This is a genomic window from Roseinatronobacter monicus, assembly GCF_006716865.1.
In the GTDB taxonomy this organism is placed as follows: Bacteria; Pseudomonadota; Alphaproteobacteria; order Rhodobacterales; family Rhodobacteraceae; genus Roseinatronobacter; species Roseinatronobacter monicus.
In genome coordinates, this window is sequence record NZ_VFPT01000001.1 from 2342681 (window position 1) to 2359883 (window position 17203).

Here is a 17203-nt window from a genome sequence, read left to right on the forward strand (position 1 = left end):
GAAGGGCAGGCATGGCTTTTTCCAAGGACTTCTGGCAAGGCGTGCGCGACGGCACTCCGTTTATTCTGGTAATCCTGCCCTTTGGGGCGGTGTTCGGGGTTGTTGCCACCGAAGCCGGGCTTAATGTTGCACAGGTCATGGGGTTTTCCGTGCTGGTCATCGCGGGTGCGGCCCAATTCGTGGCCGTGCAAATGATGGTCGACAACGCGCCTGTGCTGATCGTTCTTGCCGCCTCGCTGGCCGTAAACCTGCGCATGGCGATGTATTCTGCCTCGCTTGCGCCCCATCTTGGCAAAATATCATGGTGGCAACGCGGGGTTGTGTCCTATTTCATGGTGGATCAGGCCTATGCCGCCTCGATCCTGAAATATGAACAAACACCCGACATGACGCCGCAGCGCAAAATGTCCTATTATTTTGGCGTCATCACCCCGATCTGCCCTGTCTGGTATCTGGCCACCTGGGCGGGTGCCGCGCTTGGGACCGCTGTGCCTGCGGGCCTGCCCATTGATTTTGCGGTGCCGATCACCTTTCTTGCGCTGATCGTGCCCATGCTGCGCACACTGGCCCATGTCGCTGCGGCGATGGCCTCGATTTTGGGGGTTCTGGTCTTTGCGTTCCTGCCTTTCAATCTGGGCCTGTTGCTGGCGGCGCTTCTGGCCATGATGGCCGGGGCCGAGGTTGAACGACGCCTCGCCTTGCGGAGGCAGGCATGAGTTTTTCCACCGCACAGATCTGGACGATCATCATAGGCCTTGGGCTGGGGTCATACCTGTTGCGCCTGTCGTTCTTGGGCATCATCGGCAATCGTGATCTGCCCGAATGGGTCTTGCGGCATCTGCGCTACACAGCGGTCGCGGTTATGCCGGGCATGATCACGCCACTGATCCTGTTTCCACAAGCCACAGATGGCACGCTTGATCCTGTACGGCTGGGGGCCGCTGCGGCGACCATTGCCATCAGCTTCCTGACGCGCAATGCGACACTGACGATCTTCGGGGGCGCTGCGGTGCTGTTCGCGCTACATTTCGCCATCCACTAGCACAGCGCCGGGGTTCATAATCCCGTGCGGGTCCAGTGCGTGCTTGATCGCGCGCATGGCCGCAAGTTTGACCGGGTCGCCATAGGTCACCAGATCGCGGGCTTTCAGGCGGCCGATACCATGCTCGGCACTGACCGAGCCGCCCATCTCATGCACCAGATCATGCACGCATGTCTTGATACACGCGCGTTCCTGCTCATGCGCACGGCGATCAACGCCCGCTACCGGAAAGATATTGTAATGCAGATTGCCATCGCCCAAATGCCCGAAACAATTGATCCGGTAGGTATTGATCCGCGCCAGTTCCGGCCCGGCCCGGCTGATAAAGGTGCTGATTTCGGACAGTGGCAGCGAAATGTCGTGACTGGAAATCGCGCCGATATGGCGGTTGGCCTCGGGAATGGATTCGCGCAAATTCCAGAAATCCTTGCGCTGTGCAAGGCTTGCAGCGATGACACCATCGCTGACCAGCCCCTTCTCATGGGCTTCTGAGAACAGCCCCTCCAAGGCGTCTGTCGGGTCCAGCGCTTCAGGCAATCCCAGATCAATCAGCACCATCCAGTCGGGCGCTTGTGCAAAGGGCTGGCGCACCTGTGGCATCGTCTCGGCCAGAAACGACAGGCCCATCCCCGCGATCAGCTCAAAGGCCGAAATACCCCCGCCGATCCTGTCCTGCGCCAAAGCCAGCAACTCAAGCGCGGCGTCCGGCCCCGTCACCACCATCAGCGCGGCACCTTGCTTGGCAGGGCGCGGCGACAGGCGCAGGCTGGCCGCAGTGATCACCCCAAGTGTCCCCTCAGAGCCGATCATCAGATGGCGCAGGTCATAGCCGGTGTTGTCCTTGCGCAACCGCTTCAGCCCGTTCCAGATACGCCCATCCGCCAGAACCACCTCCAGCCCCAGCACCAGATCGCGCGCATTGCCGTAGCGCAGCACATTTACCCCGCCCGCATTACAGGCCAGCAGCCCGCCAATGCGCGCCGACCCTTCCGAGGCCAGCGACAACGGAAACAACCGCGCAGCAGAGGCAGCAGCGTTCTGTACATCGGCCAATACCGCACCCGCTTCGGCAATCAGCACATTTTCTGACGGGTAGATGTCGCGTATCGCCTGCATCCGTTCCAGCGATAGCACCAGCGGCACGGCCCCCGTCGTGGCCACCTGCCCCCCGACCAGCCCCGTCCCACCACCGTAAGGCACCACCGGCACATGCGCCGCGTGACAGGCCCGCAGGATCACCGACACCTCGTCCACATTGCGTGGCAGGGCCACGGCCCCCGCCTGCCCCGCAAGCCGCCCGCGCGGCTCTTCCAGATAGCGCGGCTCGGGTGCGGCCAGCGTACCCGGCGGCAACAGCCCGGAGAGCTGCGACAGGAATCCGGCATCACAAGAGGTCAACATGGGTACTCCCTTCTCAGCAGGGCTGTGACAGGCGCAGTCAGAGCGCGAGGGGCTGTGGCGCAAGCCACAGCGCCGGGGGTGGGTGGGTGGGCGCTCTGACTGCGCCTGTCACAGCCCAGCATCCGTGCGCCCGCGCCGGTCATGGCGCAGATTGGCATAAAGGACATGATTGCGCCAACGTCCATTGATCTGCAAATAGCTTTGCGCCACACCTTCATATTTGAACCCCGCCCGCTCCAGCACCCCACGCGAGGCGGTGTTCTCTGGCAGGCAGGCCGCCTCAATGCGCGACAGGTCCATGACCTTGAACGCATGATGCACGACTGCGGCGATGGCTTCGCGCATATAGCCTTGGCGCAGGAACGGCGCGCCCACCCAATACCCCAATGTGCCCGCCTGCGCTGGCCCGCGCCGGATATTGTCCAGCGTAATCGCGCCCAGCAGGCTGTCATCATCGCGGCGCACCAGAAACAACGGCAAGGCGGTGTCCGCCTTGGAACAGCGCTGCGCCCATGCAACACGGTAGCTGAAGGCGCGCCGCGTCAGATGGTCGTCCGACCATGTCGGTTCCCACGGGGTCAGAAACCCCTCGGACTGGCGGCGCAATTCGGACCATTGCCGGAAATCGCCATGCGCTGGCAAGCGCAAGACCAGCCGTTCTGTCTCGATACGCAGCTTGCCGCGCAGACCCAACATCAGGCGGCCAGCCTCTCACTCAGTTCATACAGGCGCGGCGCGCGCTCGATCGGGCCATAAAGGGCAAGGGCCATGCCGCTGCGGTTCAGCAACTCCTGCGCGTGCATCCGTGTGCCCTGCATCGTGACCGCGTCAATGCGGGCAATCGCTTCGGAAATATCGGGCACACGCCCCCAAATCGACAAGAGTTTCGCCAAGCGTTCTGCGCGCGCAGACGGGCTTTCCAGCCCCATCAACAGCCCCGCTTTCATCTGTGCACGTGCGCGCGCCACCTCGGCCTCGGTCATGTCTTGGGCGGCGCGCTTGATCTCGTCGATGGTAAGTTCTGCCAATTCGCCAATCTCTGACGCGCCGGTGCCTGCGTAGATCGTGACCATTCCTGTGTCGAAATAGGCCCCCGATTGCGCAAAAACCGTGTAGCACAGCCCCCGATCCTCGCGCAGGCGCTGGAACAGGCGCGAGGACATGCCCCCCCCCAATGCGCCCGTGAACACCTGCGAGGTATAGAATGCCTCAGAGCGGTAATCCGGTGCCTCGATTGCCAGCGCAAAATGCGCCTGCTCAAGCGTCCGCGTCTCGCGGCGCTCGCCACTGTGAAACTTTGCAGGTGCGGCTTGCTGCGGTGGCTTTGGGGTCATGTGCCCGAAAAGCGGCTCTGCCAGACGCACCAAGGCGTCGTGATCGACAGCGCCCGCCGCAGACAGGATCATCTGCCCCGGCCCGTAGTGATCGGCCACAAAGCGGCGCAGATCGCCTTCGGAAAAGCCCGAGACTTGCGCGCTTGGCCCAAGGATCGAGCGGCCGATGGGCTGGCTGGGATAGGCCGTTTCCTGCAACCAGTCGAAGATGATGTCATCGGGCGTGTCCAGTGCCTGCCCGATTTCTTGCAAGATCACACCGCGTTCCACCTCGATCTCGCGGGCCTCGAATGCAGGGTTCAGTACGATATCGGCCAGCACATCGACAGCAAGGGGCACATCCGCCTTGAGGATGCGCGCATAATAGGCTGTCATCTCGCGCGAGGTATAGGCGTTGATATAGCCGCCGACATCTTCGATTTCCTCGGCAATCTGCAACGCGCTGCGCCGGGCTGTGCCCTTGAAGGCCATATGCTCCAGAAAATGCGCAACACCGTTCTGCTCGGCCAATTCATGGCGCGCGCCCGCCTCGATCCACAGGCCGACAGCCGCAGATTCCAACCCCGGCATGAACTCGGTGACGATGCGAAACCCGTTGGGCAGGGTCGTGATCTGAACACTCATGCGCTGATCCGTTCTCGAATAAAGGCCTGCACCGCGCCCAGATCATTGGGCAGACGGGTCACACGCTCGGGGCGGTCAAACAGATCGGCCATGCGCGCGGGCAAGGCCGGGCGCTGGCCGGTCGCGGCCTCGACCGCATCGGGGAATTTGGCGGGGTGGGCTGTGGCCAGTGTGACCATCGGGGTTGCCGACAGGTTTTGCTCAGCAACATGCACGCCCACTGCCGAATGCGGACAAAGAACTTCGCCGGTTTCCTGCGCAATGCGAGTGATGGTGGCGGTGGTCTCATCCTCTGATGCGCGACCAGAGGAGAACGCCTCGCGCAGAAATTCCAAAGCGCCCTGAGAGATGTGAAACCCGCCCGTCGCCTTTAACTCATCCATCAACTGCGCAACTGCTGCCCCGTCGCGGCCGTAAGCGTCGAACAACGCACGCTCGAAATTGGAACTGACCTGAATATCCATCGAAGGGCTGATCGAGGGTTTGACCCCATCGGTCACATAGCCACCAGATGTCAGCGCGCGGTGCAGAATGTCGTTGTGGTTGGTGGCCACGATCAGCCGCTCAATCGGCAGCCCCATCGCGCGGGCGATATAGCCTGCGAAGATGTCGCCGAAATTGCCGGTCGGCACAGTAAAGCTGACAGGACGGTGTGGCGCACCAAGACTGACCGCCGCCGAGAAGTAATAGACCACCTGTGCGAGCACCCGCGCCCAGTTGATGGAATTGACCCCTGCCAGCCGGACCCCGTCACGAAAGGCGAAATCGTTGAACATGTCCTTGACCAGCGCCTGACAGGTGTCGAAATCCCCGTCAATCGCCAGTGCATGAACATTGGCATCGGCAGGTGTTGTCATCTGGCGGCGCTGCACTTCGGACACACGGCCATGCGGATACATGATAAATACATCGACATTTTCCAGCCCGCGAAACGCCTCAATCGCGGCAGAGCCGGTGTCGCCCGATGTGGCCCCCACAATCGTCACCCGCTCGCCCGAGCGTGTCAGCGCGGCCTGAAACAACTGGCCGATCAGTTGCATGGCGAAGTCCTTGAAGGCCAGTGTCGGGCCGTGAAACAACTCCAGCAGGAAATGATTGGGTGCCAGTTGCTTGAGCGGCGCGCGCGCAGGCTGGCCGAACCCGGCATAGGCCTTGGCGATCAGGTCCCGAAATTCATCATCGCTAAACGTGTCGCCGATGAAGGGGCGCATCACCAGATAGGCCTGCTCTTCATAGGTCAGCCCTGCCAGCGCCGCGATCTCTACCTGCGTCATGGGCGGCACATGCTCGGGCAGATACAGCCCGCCATCGCGGGCCAGACCTGTCAGCATGGTCGCTTCAAATTCCAGAACAGGGGCCGCGCCCCGCGTCGATATATATTGCATCTTTGGCCTGATCCTCAGTCGCGTTGCGTTCTGATACGCCACAGAAAGAAAACTGTCATCCCCACCCATGCAACTGCCATCAAAAACCATTGCACTGCGTAACCCAGATGCGGGTCGGGGATGGTGACATCATAGACAGGGACAGGGGTAATGGCAGGGTCCGAGGGCTGGGCCGCGCGCAGCACCAGATGCACTTCTTCCGTGTCCAGCAAAGAAGCCATCTCGGCCACGTCCCGCCCGAACAACAGATTGCGCCCTGCGTCATAGTCGGGTGTGTGCTGATTTATGTCGCGGGGCCAGTGCAGATTGCCCGCAAGGCGTGTGGTGTCATCTGATGGGATGCTCAGACCCGCGCGCGCGCTTTCGGGCAGATAGCCGCGTTCCACCAGAATGCGCCGCCCCTCTGCCGTTTCAAAAGCCTGCACCAGATGAAAGCCGGGGCCAGCGGCTTTTTGTGCCGACAGCACGAACACATGCTGCGGCAAGAACCTGCCCTCCACCTCGACTGGCAGATAGCGGTGCTGGTCCGGGTCAAGCTGCTGCGGCAGGTCTACCGGGGAATCGAATATGCGGGTTTCCAACTCTGCGATCAGCGCGGCTTTCTGATCGGCGCGGTCCAGTTGCCACAGGCCCAAGGCGACGAGCATAGCCGTGCCGACCAATCCGAACAGGGCTGGAATTATCATCCGGCGCAGCATCAGCTTCCTTTCATCCCTCGAATGAAAAAACGCGCACCCGTTGGTGCGCGCCTTTCTGTCTTGGGCGATCAAACGGGGTTACATGCCCCAGATATAGACCGCGAAGAACAGGAACAACCACACAACATCGACAAAGTGCCAATACCATGCAGCGGCTTCAAACCCGACATGGCGTTCTGCCGTAAAATGCCCTGCCCGCACGCGGAAATAGCACACAGCCAGAAAGATTGTGCCGATGATCACATGCACCCCGTGGAAGCCTGTTGCCATGAAGAAGTTTGCAAAAAACACGTCACCGCCGAAACTGTAGCCGCGCTCTGTGATCAGATAGATATACTCATAGCCTTGCAGGAAGGTGAAGGCGATGCCCAGCAGCACCCCGAGCAATAGCCCGTATTCGACATTCTTGCGGCTGCCATTATGCACCAACTCGTGGTGCGCCCATGTGACGGCACAGCCCGACAGCAGCAACACCAGCGTGTTGATGATGGGCAGTTCAAACGCGTTCACCGCGTAGATGGCTGGCTGCACGTATTCTGTTCCGGCGTAAGTATACATCGGATACATGGCGTGCTTGAAAAAGCTCCAGAACCAAGCTGCGAAGAACATGACTTCGGACATGATGAACAGGATGAAGCCATAGCGAAGCCCAAGCACGACCACAGGCGTGTGATCCCCCGCGTGGGATTCAACGATCACATCCTTCCACCACTCGAACATCACATACAGAACACCGGTCAGACCGATCAGGAACATCCATGGTCCGCTGTCATGCATCCACAATACTGCGCCAAACAGCATGACAAACGCAGAAACAGCAGCCACGAAGGGCCAGATAGAAGGCGGGAGAACGTGGTAATCGTGGTTCTTTGCTTGCGCCATGGAAGGTATTCCCTCGATTCGCTCAGGTCTGTAATGCCCGAGTTCAGTTTGTCATTGCGGATTCCGGCGCGACATAGTCCGCAGGAATATCCGTGGGATGGAAAGTGTAGGACAGCGTGATCGTGTGAGTGCCGCCCCCATCGCGGTCGTCCAGAATATCCGGATCAACAAAATAGGTGACCGGCATCAGCACAGTTTCGCCGGGTTGCAGAACCTGCAACTCGAAGCAGAAACAGTCGATCTTGGTGAAAAAGCGCCCAGCCTCATAAGGCGAGACATTGTAGCTGGCGGTGCCGGCAATCGGCTCATCCGTGGGGTTATGAGCTTCATAGAAAGACAGACCAACCTCACCGATCTTGATCTCGGTTACGCGGTCGACTGGTTTGAACGACCACGGAAAGTCACGTGCGACAGAGGCGTCGAAGCGGATGCGCATGGTCTGGTCCAGCACCACACCGGACGAGGCGCTGGCGGTGTTGGTGGTCCCGCCATAGCCTGTCACGCGGCAAAACAGATCATAAAGTGGCACTGCCGCCCAACCCATTGCCCCCATGAACAGCACAACACTCACGGTTTGCACTGTGGTTTTTTGGATACCGGTCAATTTGTTCCAGGTTGCGATCATCTTTGCTGAAACCTCACATTGTCAGGATCGAGAACAGGGCGGTAGGAATGGTCAAAGGCCTGTAGCGTATTGCCGCCCGACACTTTGGCGATTGTCAGCCCAAAGACCAGCGCAATGAAGGCAAGCAGCACAACAGCCAGCCCGATGTTACGCCCTGAGCGCCGTTTGTGCAGGTCGTGTTCGCGGGTAATCGCCATCAGAACACCTCCAGAAATTTGAATTGCATCGCAAATTCGGCGTAGATCGGCAGCCGCGCGAGCGCTGTCTCTGCCAGAATCGCACCGAAATGCACGAAGAGATAGTAGAGCGAGAACCGGAATACGCGCTTTTCAACTTTGTATCCGTCTGCTTCAGCTGTTCCCTCGTCCCGACGCCAGATCGACCACGCCCCATGCAGGAACATCAGGTTCAAGCCCAGCGCAAGCGCCAGATAGACTGGCCCGCCAATCGAGGTAAACCCCGCCGCCAAGGCAAAGGGTATCAAGGCGATGGTATAGATCAGAATATGCGTGCGCGTGGCCTTGCGCCCATGCGTGACGGTTAGCATGGGAACCTTGGCCTTGTGGTAGTCGCTTTTCATGAACAGCGCCAAAGCCCAGAAATGCGGAGGGGTCCACATAAAGATCAGCATGAACATTAGGCAGGCTTCAAGGCTGATGCTGCCTGTCACCGCGACCCAGCCAATCATGGGGGGGAACGCACCCGCCGCACCACCGATCACGATATTCTGTGGCGTGGCCCGCTTGAGCCACATCGAATAGATCACAGCGTAGAAAAAGATCGTGAACGCCAGCAGGAACCCTGCCAGCGCATTCGTTGCCAGCCACAGCATGATCACCGATATGCCCGACAGCGCGACGCCCAGTGACATCGCTTCCTGCGCGCCAACTTTGCCCGCCGGAATAGGGCGCTTGGCGGTGCGCTGCATGACCCGGTCGATATCAGCGTCCCACCACATGTTCAGCGCACCAGAGGCACCAGCCCCCAGCGCGATGAAGATGATTGCGGCCAAACCCTCGATCGGGTGCAGCCCGCCCGGAGCGACCAGCAAGCCAACAAGGGCTGTGAACACAACCAAGGACATAACACGCGGCTTCAGAAGGGCGATATAGTCGCCAAATTCTGCGTCGCCTGTCGACACATAGGTTATGTCAGTTCGGATATCGGACATTTAGCGATCCAGTCAGGAGTAGCTTGGTAAGGGAAGATCCCCTGCTCAGTTCGACGCGGCAACCTCGATATGCCGCTCCATCCATGCAGGTGCGCCCGCAAATTCCGCGCCCTGACGCTCCAGCCACGCAATGTATTCAGCTTCGCTGACCACTTTGACCGTGATGGGCATATAGGCGTGGTTGATGCCGCACAGTTCTGAACACTGCCCGAAGAAAATCCCTTCTTCATCAGCATTGAACCACAATTCGGCCAGACGCCCCGGTACGCCGTCCTGCTTGACGCCGAAGGCCGGGATTGTCCATGAATGGATCACGTCACCCGCTGTGACTTGCAACACGACATTCTTGCCGACAGGAACAACCATCGCGGTGTCTGTCGCCAGAAGATAGAGGTCATCTGTGTAGCCGTAGTCAGCCAGTTCATCCCGCTCCAGCATGAACTGTGAGAATTGCACATCATGATCGACATACTCGTAATCCCAATACCATTGCAGGCCTGTCACCTTGATGGTCACGTCAGCCTCTGGCATGATCTGCTGGTGGCGCAGTGCGGGAAATGTGAACAGCGCGATGAACAGCAAGATCAGCGCAGGCACGACTGTCCACGCCACTTCGATGGACGTGTTATGCGTGAACTTCGACGGTTCGGGATTGGCACGGCGATTGTGGAACACGATCACCCAGATCAGCAGGGCCGTCACAAAGATCGTGATTGGTATGATTATCCAGTTCAACAGGCTGTCGAGAAACACAACCTCGCGTGCGAGCGCCGTGTAGGGCGTCTGCAAGGACGTACCATCCGGCACAGGCGCGCCCAGTACAGGCAGTTCCGGCAACATGTCGTCTGCAGCCGCCTGAAACGCAGTCAGACCAACCGTGGCGGTTGCCGCCAGTGACGAAAGGGCTTTTGAAAGTCGCATCTTCGGTTCCCGTTCTTTTTACTGCAGCACAAGGCCGCGAATTGCAGCGCGATTCCACCTCTGCTGCGGCATGCAATGGAATCCCGTTGAGCTTTGTATTCGTAAAACCATATTAGAAGTGTCAGAACAAGCAAAACCGATGCGACAGATTGCCATTTGTTGATGTGGATCAATGACAGGCATATCCAAACGCGCCGCAGCGCAGCAAAACCAGAAAAGGCCACAGACATGAGCGACAGCGATTTTCGACCCTTTGAGACAGCCTTCGACAAGGATGATGCCCTCGCCGTTCTGCGTGCCGCCACGGATGGCGCAGATGATGGCGAGATATTTGCCGAGAAGCGCGTCTCGGAATCCATTCTGCTGGATGACCAGCGCATCGAATCCGCAAGTTACAACGCCTCGGAGGGGTTTGGCGTGCGCGCGGTGCGTGGCGAGGTCACTGGCTATGCCCATTCGACACATATGAATATCAATGCCTTGCGGCGCGCGGCAGAAACCGCGCGGCTGGCGGTCGCCGACGGGGGCGGCACATTGGCCGAGGCCCCGATGCGCACGAATCAGCGCCTCTATACGGACGTTGATCCGATTGCGGGGGCGGCGTTTGCGATCAAGCTGGACCTGATGCGCGAGATTGACGATTTTCTGCGCGCGCTGGACCCACGAGTCGTGCAGGTGTCCGTGTCGATGGCAGCCTCGGTGCAACAGATCGAAATCCTGCGCCCCGAAGGCCTGCACCTGCGGGACAACCGCCCGATGAGCAGGCTGAACATCTCGGTGATTGCCGAACATAATGGCCGGCGCGAATCAGGTTCCGCTGGCGGTGGCGGGCGCACCGGGCTTGAAGGGGTGATGGCGCGCGACGCATGGCAGGGCATGGCCCGAGAGGCGCTGCGCATCGCCCTTGTCAATCTGGAGGCAGAACCTGCCCCTGCGGGGATCATGGATGTGGTGCTTGGCCCCGGCTGGCCGGGCATTTTGCTGCACGAAGCGGTCGGCCACGGGCTGGAGGGGGATTTCAACCGCAAGGGCAGCTCTGCCTTTGCGGGGCTTCTGGGCAAGCAGGTCGCATCAAAAGGTGTGACAGTGCTGGATGATGGCACCATTCCTGACCGGCGCGGATCTATCAGTATCGATGACGAAGGCACGCCCTCGGCACGCAATGTGCTGATCGAGGACGGCGTGCTGACTGGATATATGCAGGACCGCCAGAACGCGCGCCTGATGGGGGTTGCGGCGACAGGCAACGGGCGGCGCGAATCCTATGCTCATGCGCCCATGCCACGTATGACCAACACTTATATGTTGGGCGGCGACACGGCCCCCGAAGCGATTGTGGCAGACCTGAAGGATGGCATTCACGCCGTAGGCTTTGGGGGGGGGCAGGTTGATATCACCAATGGCAAGTTCGTCTTTTCCTGCACCGAGGCTTACCGTGTCCGGAACGGCAAGATCGTCGCACCGGTCAAAGGGGCCACGCTGATCGGTGATGGGGCAACAGCGCTGACGAAAATCCGCGCGCTTGGCAATGACATGGCGCTTGATCCGGGCATGGGCACCTGCGGCAAGGCCGGACAATGGGTGCCTGTCGGGGTCGGTCAGCCGACACTTATGATCGGCGGGCTGACGGTTGGGGGCAGTGCGACCTGAGGGAGTAATCGCGCAAGTGCGGGGGGGGGGCAGCTTCCGCGCGCGCGGTGGAAGAAGCCAGCGGGACGCAAATTAATTCCGGTGCGCTGGGAAAATTTACTTCGTCTTAACTATCATGGGGCAATTTGGCGGAAGAATGAGGCGAGGTTGATGGAATGGCGAAAGATTTGTTTTCTTCTCACCCACCCTTCACCCCACCCACGTCGGAAGAAGACAGGCTATCCTGGCTTCGCCTCATTCGCTCCCCCCGTGTGGGGCCTGCAACCTTTCATAGGTTGATGACGGAACATGGGTGCGCCGCCACAGCACTGGAGGTGTTGCCGACGCTCGCCAAATCCGCAGGCGTCGACACCTATCAGCGCTGTTCGCACGCCGCGGCGGAAGCCGAGATTGACCTTGCCCGTGCCAAGGGTGCGCGCATGTTGTGTCTGGGAACCGACGCCTATCCGCACACCCTCGCCAGTATTTCCGATGCGCCCCCGGTGTTGTGGTGCATCGGCAAACGCGCGCCCATCCTGCGCCCGATGGTTGCACTTGTCGGAGCGCGCAACGCCTCTAGCCTTGGTACAAGGATGGCGCGCGCGCTGGCCGAAGGGCTGGGGCACGAAGGGTATACCATCGTTTCCGGCCTTGCGCGCGGGGTCGATGCAGCAGCGCATCATGCCAGCCTGAAAACCGGAACAATCGCGGTGATGGGCGGCGGTGTCGATGTCATTTATCCGACCGAGAACAGTGTTCTCGCCGCAGCCATCGCCGATCAGGGGCTGCGCCTGTCCGAACAACCCATGAGCCTGCACCCGCAAGCCCGCCATTTCCCGCCGCGCAACCGAATCATAGCAGGGCTTGCTCTGGCCGTCGTGGTGGTCGAGGCCGCCGAGAAATCGGGCACGCTGATAACCGTACGCGATGCACTCGATCAGGGGCGCGAGATTATGGCCGTGCCGGGCCACCCCGTCGATGGGCGCGCAGGCGGTTGCAACCGGCTGATCCGCGAAGGTGCGACCCTCGTGCGCCATGTCGAAGATGTCCTTGAAGTGCTCCGCAGATTGCAGGCAGAACAGAAACACCCTGACAAGCCCGGCCCGGATGACGCGCGCCCTGCCCCGCAAGTTGCGCCCGACGCGCCGCAATTGCACCAGCGCATTCTGGACCTGCTTGGCCCCAGTCCGGTCGCCGAAGACCAGCTTATCCGCGACCTGTCCCTGTCTGCTGCTGCAATCTCACCCGCTTTGGTGATGATGGAGATGCAGGGCATTGTGCGCCGCCATCCCGGCGGGCTGGTCAGCCGCAGCTAGGTGCGACACCTGCCACGCGCCAACGCGGGACAGAGCACGCAAATCGCTTGTCGAAACAGCGCCCATATGGCGCGGTAAAAAAGCAGCGCATTGACATTCGACCCCTGCCTCACACATGTAAGGCCAGTTGAACGGGCTGGAACAGCCTGCATTTACCAGAGGAATTTCATGGCAGTTGTCGTCGTCGAATCGCCCGCCAAGGCCAAGACAATCAATAAATATCTTGGTCCTGGTTACACAGTTCTGGCCTCTTACGGCCATGTGCGCGATCTGCCCCCCAAGGACGGCTCGGTCGATACCGAGCATGAATTCGAGATGCTGTGGGAAGTCGCAAGCGACTCGCGCAAGCACCTCAAGGCGATTTCCGACGCCTTGAAAGCGGACAATGAACTGATCCTCGCAACCGATCCTGACCGGGAGGGCGAGGCGATCTCGTGGCACCTGACCGAGGCACTTGCCAAATCACGCGCACTGAAGAAAGACACGCCCGTCAAACGCGTGGTGTTCAACGCGATCACAAAATCCGCGGTCACAGAAGCGATGAAAAACCCGCGCGATGTGAATATGCCGTTGGTTCATGCGTATCTCGCGCGCCGCGCGCTGGACTATCTGGTGGGGTTTAACCTTAGCCCCGTGTTGTGGCGCAAACTGCCCGGTTCAAAATCGGCGGGGCGCGTGCAATCCGTCTGCCTGCGCTTGATTGTCGAGCGCGAAATGGAAATTGAGGCTTTTCGCGCACAAGAATACTGGAGCGTGAGCGCCGCATTGGCCACCCCACGCGGACAGGATGTCACGGCCAAACTGGTCAGTCTTGCAGGCAAAAAGCTGGATAAATTCGACATTGCCACCGGAGAAGCTGCGGAGCTGGCCGTGCAGGCTGTCACCTCGCGCGATCTGACCGTCACCTCGGTCGAAGCAAATCCCGCAAATCGCAACCCTTCCGCGCCCTTCATGACCTCGACCCTGCAACAAGAGGCCAGCCGCAAATTCGGCATGGGTGCGAAACATTGCATGTCCACAGCGCAGCGCTTGTACGAAGCAGGCTATATTACGTACATGCGGACAGATGGTATTGATATGGCGCCGGAGGCGGTGATGGCCGCGCGCGATGTCATCAAGGACCGCTACGGCGCAGACTATGTGCCCAAAAGTCCGCGCATGTATAAAAACAAGGCCAAGAATGCGCAGGAAGCGCATGAATGTATCCGGCCCACAGATATGGCGGTCAGCCCGGACAAGCTGAAAATCGCGGATAGTGACCAACGCAAACTATATGACCTGATCTGGAAACGTACCATCGCAGGCCAGATGGAGGCGGCGCGACTGGAACGCACAACCGTCGAGATCGGCAGCAAAGACGGTCAAGTCGGATTGCGCGCCACGGGTCAGGTGGTGCTGTTTGACGGGTTCCTGAAAGTCTATGAAGAAGGGCGCGACGATGTCATCGACGACGATGACAAGCGCCTGCCACAGATGGCGCAAGGCGACGCGATGACCAAACATGGGGTCACGCCGGAACAGCATTTCACCCAGCCCCCACCCCGCTATACCGAGGCCACGCTGGTCAAGCGCATGGAAGAACTGGGCATTGGGCGCCCGTCCACCTATGCCAGCATCGTCACCACCATTCAGGATCGCGGCTATGTCACCAAGGACAAAAACCGCCTGATCGCGCAGGATAAGGGGCGGTTGGTCACGATCTTTCTGGTCAATTACTTCCGTCGCTATCTGGAATACGATTTCACCGCCGACCTTGAAGCGCAACTCGATGACGTTTCGGCGGGCGACCGTGACTACAAGGATGTGCTGGCCCGGTTCTGGCGCGATTTCTCTGCGGCGATTGCCGAAACATCCGAATTGCGCATCACCGAAGTGCTGGAGAAGATCGACGAGGTTCTGGCCCCGCATCTCTATCCGCCGCGCGAAGATGGCACCGACCCGCGCATTTGCCCCAAATGCGGCGAAGGGCGGCTGAACCTGAAGACGGCACGCTCTGGCGGGGCCTTTATCGGGTGCAACAATTACCCCGACTGCCGCTATACCCGCCCGCTTGCCGGCGAGGACGAAGGCAATGCGGAATTGTCTGGCGATGGCAAATTGCTGGGCCATGACAACGGCGATCCGATCAGCCTGCGCACTGGCCGGTTCGGCCCGTATGTGCAGCGCGGTGAAGCGACCAAGGAAGAACCCAAGCCCCCGCGCGCCTCACTCCCTAAAGGGTGGGAGGTTGACAGCATTGATCTGGAACGCGCGCTGATGCTGCTGGCGCTGCCCCGCCCTGTCGGCCCCCATCCCGATGATGGCGAGTTGATTGAGGCAGGCATCGGGCGCTACGGCCCGTTTGTCAAACACGGCAAGAAATATGCCAATTTGCCCGAGGTGGACGAAGTCTTCACCATCGGCATGAACCGCGCCGTGGAGGTGCTGGCATCAAAACCCGAACGCGGCCGCGCTGCCGCCGCAGAGCCGATCAAAACACTGGGCGATCACCCCGATGGCGGCGCGCTGGCGGTTATGAAGGGGCGCTATGGTCCGTATGTGAAGTGGGAAAAGGTTAACGCGACCCTTCCCAAGGACGTGGCACCCGAAGATCTGACACTAGAGCAAGCGATTGAACTGGTGAATGCCAAGGCTGGTGCCAAGCCAAAGAAGAAGGCAGCGGCCAAGAAACCGGCTGCAAAAAAGCCTGCGGCAAAAAAGCCCGCAGCCAAAAAGAAACCGGCAACAAAGGCTGCAAAATAAGCGGATGCAGGCGACAGGTTGACTTCGCTGCAACGCCGCGTCACTTATTTCGCAACCATGTGACATGAGGGAGTTGCGCGATGAAAAAGGTCTACGGCTCTGCGAATGAGGCCCTTGACGGGCTGTTATTCGACGGGATGACGATTGCTGCGGGCGGGTTTGGCCTGTGCGGCATACCCGAACTGCTGATCGACGCGATCCGCGCGGCGGGCACGAAAGACATCACCATCGCCTCGAACAATTGCGGGGTGGATGATTTCGGGCTGGGTGTGCTGCTGAAAACGCGCCAGATCAAGAAGATGATGTCCTCTTATGTGGGCGAGAATGGCGAATTCATGCGCCAGTATCTGAGTGGCGAGTTGGAGCTGGAATTCAACCCGCAAGGCACGCTGGCCGAACGTATGCGCGCTGGGGGTGCTGGAATTGCAGGGTTCTACACCCGTACCGGCGTGGGCACTGTCATTGCCGATGGCAAGGAACACAAGGAATTCGGCGGCGAGACATTTATTCTGGAACGCGGCATCTTTGCGGACCTGTCTATCGTCAAGGCATGGAAGGCCGACACCACCGGAAATGCAATCTTCCGCAAGACCGCGCGCAACTTCAACCCGCCTGCTGCCAAATGCGGCAAGGTTTGTGTTCTGGAAGTTGAGGAAATCGTCGAACCCGGCACGCTGGACCCCGACAACATCCATCTGCCCGGCATCTATGTGAACCGGCTGATCCAAGGGCAGCACGAGAAACGCATCGAACAGCGCACTGTGCGCACGGCTTAAGGGGGAACGACACATGGCTTGGGACCGCAACCAGATGGCCGCACGGGCGGCGCAGGAATTGCAGGACGGGATGTATGTGAACCTTGGCATCGGGATTCCGACGCTGGTGGCCAATTACATTCCCGAAGGCGTGCAGGTCACGCTGCAATCGGAAAACGGGATGCTGGGCATTGGCCCCTTCCCCACCGAGAATGAGGTCGATGCCGATCTGATCAACGCAGGCAAGCAGACCGTCACCGAACTGGCGCACACCGCCTATTTTGACAGCGCCGAGAGCTTTGCGATGATTCGCGGCGGCAAGATCAACATGGCGATCTTGGGCGCGATGGAAGTGGCCGAGAATGGCGATATCGCCAACTGGATGATCCCCGGCAAGCTGGTCAAGGGCATGGGCGGCGCGATGGATCTGGTCGCGGGCGTCAAGCGCGTGATCGTGGTGATGGACCACACCAACAAGGCAGGCGAATCAAAGCTGCTCAAAGCCTGTACCCTGCCGCTGACGGCACAAGGCGTGGTCAAACGCATCATCACCAATCTGGGCGTGCTGGATGTGGTCGAGGGTGGTCTGAAGATCATCGAGACTGCCGAGGGCGTCACCGAAGACGAGATTCGCGCCGCGACCGAGGCTGCGATTGTGAACTGAAACCGGTAGGGCGG

The 17203-nt window shown here is 59.9% G+C and carries 17 protein-coding genes; 7 read left to right on the top strand and 10 right to left on the bottom strand.

Features of this window, described 5'->3' with window-relative positions; translation table 11 throughout:
- Nucleotides 1–11: 11 nt before the first annotated feature.
- Entirely contained in the window at nucleotides 12–716 is a 705-nt protein-coding gene (locus BD293_RS11195; RefSeq protein ID WP_142081740.1) for an AzlC family ABC transporter permease, read from the top strand.
- Nucleotides 713–1042 carry an AzlD domain-containing protein gene (locus BD293_RS11200; protein ID WP_142081742.1) on the top strand — a complete coding sequence of 110 codons (330 nt, stop codon included), beginning with the start codon at nucleotides 713–715 and terminating at the stop codon, nucleotides 1040–1042. Before BD293_RS11195 ends, BD293_RS11200 begins: the two co-directional genes overlap by 4 nt.
- Here BD293_RS11200 and BD293_RS11205 read toward each other — a convergent pair.
- The 10 genes from BD293_RS11205 to coxB all read right to left on the bottom strand — a co-directional run bounded on the left by BD293_RS11205 (nucleotide 1022) and on the right by coxB (nucleotide 10083).
- Entirely contained in the window at nucleotides 1022–2443 is a 1422-nt protein-coding gene (locus BD293_RS11205; RefSeq protein ID WP_142081745.1) for an FAD-binding oxidoreductase, read from the bottom strand. The genes BD293_RS11200 and BD293_RS11205 overlap by 21 nt on opposite strands.
- 108 nt (nucleotides 2444–2551) lie before the next feature.
- A complete protein-coding gene (locus BD293_RS11210) occupies nucleotides 2552–3139 on the bottom strand; it encodes a GNAT family N-acetyltransferase (protein ID WP_142081747.1) in 588 nt (195 codons plus the stop codon).
- Entirely contained in the window at nucleotides 3139–4401 is a 1263-nt protein-coding gene (locus BD293_RS11215) for a M16 family metallopeptidase (protein WP_142081750.1), read from the bottom strand. Before BD293_RS11215 ends, BD293_RS11210 begins: the two co-directional genes overlap by 1 nt.
- Nucleotides 4398–5786, bottom strand: a complete 1389-nt coding sequence (gene thrC, locus BD293_RS11220) for a threonine synthase (RefSeq protein WP_142081752.1) — start codon at nucleotides 5784–5786, stop codon at nucleotides 4398–4400. Before thrC ends, BD293_RS11215 begins: the two co-directional genes overlap by 4 nt.
- 14 nt (nucleotides 5787–5800) lie before the next feature.
- On the bottom strand, nucleotides 5801–6472 hold the full coding sequence (locus BD293_RS11225; RefSeq protein WP_170207116.1) for an SURF1 family protein: 672 nt from the start codon (nucleotides 6470–6472) through the stop codon (nucleotides 5801–5803).
- Nucleotides 6473–6562: 90 nt separating this feature from the next.
- Nucleotides 6563–7366 (bottom strand): cytochrome c oxidase subunit 3, encoded by an 804-nt coding sequence (locus BD293_RS11230; RefSeq protein ID WP_142081757.1) that lies wholly within the window; start codon nucleotides 7364–7366, stop codon nucleotides 6563–6565.
- Between the two features lie 43 nt (nucleotides 7367–7409).
- Nucleotides 7410–7991: a cytochrome c oxidase assembly protein gene (locus BD293_RS11235; RefSeq protein ID WP_142081760.1), complete on the bottom strand. Its 582-nt coding sequence runs from the start codon at nucleotides 7989–7991 to the stop codon at nucleotides 7410–7412.
- A complete protein-coding gene (locus BD293_RS11240) occupies nucleotides 7988–8188 on the bottom strand; it encodes a hypothetical protein (protein WP_142081762.1) in 201 nt (66 codons plus the stop codon). Before BD293_RS11240 ends, BD293_RS11235 begins: the two co-directional genes overlap by 4 nt.
- The gene (gene cyoE, locus BD293_RS11245) at nucleotides 8188–9162 is read right to left on the bottom strand and encodes a heme o synthase (RefSeq protein WP_142081765.1); all 975 of its coding nucleotides are present in this window, start codon (nucleotides 9160–9162) and stop codon (nucleotides 8188–8190) included. Before cyoE ends, BD293_RS11240 begins: the two co-directional genes overlap by 1 nt.
- 45 nt (nucleotides 9163–9207) lie before the next feature.
- Nucleotides 9208–10083, bottom strand: coding sequence for a cytochrome c oxidase subunit II (coxB, locus tag BD293_RS11250; RefSeq protein WP_142081768.1), 876 nt, complete (start codon nucleotides 10081–10083; stop codon nucleotides 9208–9210).
- Nucleotides 10084–10311: 228 nt separating this feature from the next.
- Here coxB and tldD point away from each other — a divergent pair, with 228 nt between their 5' ends.
- From tldD to BD293_RS11275, 5 genes are all read left to right on the top strand, one after another.
- Nucleotides 10312–11733, top strand: a complete 1422-nt coding sequence (gene tldD, locus BD293_RS11255; RefSeq protein ID WP_142081771.1) for a metalloprotease TldD — start codon at nucleotides 10312–10314, stop codon at nucleotides 11731–11733.
- Nucleotides 11734–11888: 155 nt separating this feature from the next.
- The gene (dprA, locus tag BD293_RS11260; RefSeq protein WP_142081773.1) at nucleotides 11889–13028 is read left to right on the top strand and encodes a DNA-processing protein DprA; all 1140 of its coding nucleotides are present in this window, start codon (nucleotides 11889–11891) and stop codon (nucleotides 13026–13028) included.
- Between the two features lie 168 nt (nucleotides 13029–13196).
- Nucleotides 13197–15770, top strand: a complete 2574-nt coding sequence (topA, locus tag BD293_RS11265) for a type I DNA topoisomerase (RefSeq protein WP_142081775.1) — start codon at nucleotides 13197–13199, stop codon at nucleotides 15768–15770.
- Nucleotides 15771–15850: 80 nt separating this feature from the next.
- On the top strand, nucleotides 15851–16546 hold the full coding sequence (locus tag BD293_RS11270) for a CoA transferase subunit A (RefSeq protein WP_142081777.1): 696 nt from the start codon (nucleotides 15851–15853) through the stop codon (nucleotides 16544–16546).
- Nucleotides 16547–16559: 13 nt separating this feature from the next.
- The gene (locus BD293_RS11275; protein ID WP_142081778.1) at nucleotides 16560–17189 is read left to right on the top strand and encodes a CoA transferase subunit B; all 630 of its coding nucleotides are present in this window, start codon (nucleotides 16560–16562) and stop codon (nucleotides 17187–17189) included.
- Nucleotides 17190–17203 lie beyond the last annotated feature (14 nt).

What these genes read in the sequence shown, in the direction of transcription:
- BD293_RS11195 (WP_142081740.1), top strand. Translation starts at nt 12, where the DNA reads ATGGCTTTTTCCAAGGACTTCTGGCAAGGCGTGCGCGACGGCACTCCG.
- BD293_RS11200 (WP_142081742.1), top strand. Translation starts at nt 713, where the DNA reads ATGAGTTTTTCCACCGCACAGATCTGGACGATCATCATAGGCCTTGGG.
- BD293_RS11205 (WP_142081745.1), bottom strand. Translation starts at nt 2,443, where the DNA reads ATGTTGACCTCTTGTGATGCCGGATTCCTGTCGCAGCTCTCCGGGCTG.
- BD293_RS11210 (WP_142081747.1), bottom strand. Translation starts at nt 3,139, where the DNA reads ATGTTGGGTCTGCGCGGCAAGCTGCGTATCGAGACAGAACGGCTGGTC.
- BD293_RS11215 (WP_142081750.1), bottom strand. Translation starts at nt 4,401, where the DNA reads ATGAGTGTTCAGATCACGACCCTGCCCAACGGGTTTCGCATCGTCACC.
- thrC (WP_142081752.1), bottom strand. Translation starts at nt 5,786, where the DNA reads ATGCAATATATATCGACGCGGGGCGCGGCCCCTGTTCTGGAATTTGAA.
- BD293_RS11225 (WP_170207116.1), bottom strand. Translation starts at nt 6,472, where the DNA reads ATGATAATTCCAGCCCTGTTCGGATTGGTCGGCACGGCTATGCTCGTC.
- BD293_RS11230 (WP_142081757.1), bottom strand. Translation starts at nt 7,366, where the DNA reads ATGGCGCAAGCAAAGAACCACGATTACCACGTTCTCCCGCCTTCTATC.
- BD293_RS11235 (WP_142081760.1), bottom strand. Translation starts at nt 7,991, where the DNA reads ATGATCGCAACCTGGAACAAATTGACCGGTATCCAAAAAACCACAGTG.
- BD293_RS11240 (WP_142081762.1), bottom strand. Translation starts at nt 8,188, where the DNA reads ATGGCGATTACCCGCGAACACGACCTGCACAAACGGCGCTCAGGGCGT.
- cyoE (WP_142081765.1), bottom strand. Translation starts at nt 9,162, where the DNA reads ATGTCCGATATCCGAACTGACATAACCTATGTGTCGACAGGCGACGCA.
- coxB (WP_142081768.1), bottom strand. Translation starts at nt 10,083, where the DNA reads ATGCGACTTTCAAAAGCCCTTTCGTCACTGGCGGCAACCGCCACGGTT.
- tldD (WP_142081771.1), top strand. Translation starts at nt 10,312, where the DNA reads ATGAGCGACAGCGATTTTCGACCCTTTGAGACAGCCTTCGACAAGGAT.
- dprA (WP_142081773.1), top strand. Translation starts at nt 11,889, where the DNA reads ATGGCGAAAGATTTGTTTTCTTCTCACCCACCCTTCACCCCACCCACG.
- topA (WP_142081775.1), top strand. Translation starts at nt 13,197, where the DNA reads ATGGCAGTTGTCGTCGTCGAATCGCCCGCCAAGGCCAAGACAATCAAT.
- BD293_RS11270 (WP_142081777.1), top strand. Translation starts at nt 15,851, where the DNA reads ATGAAAAAGGTCTACGGCTCTGCGAATGAGGCCCTTGACGGGCTGTTA.
- BD293_RS11275 (WP_142081778.1), top strand. Translation starts at nt 16,560, where the DNA reads ATGGCTTGGGACCGCAACCAGATGGCCGCACGGGCGGCGCAGGAATTG.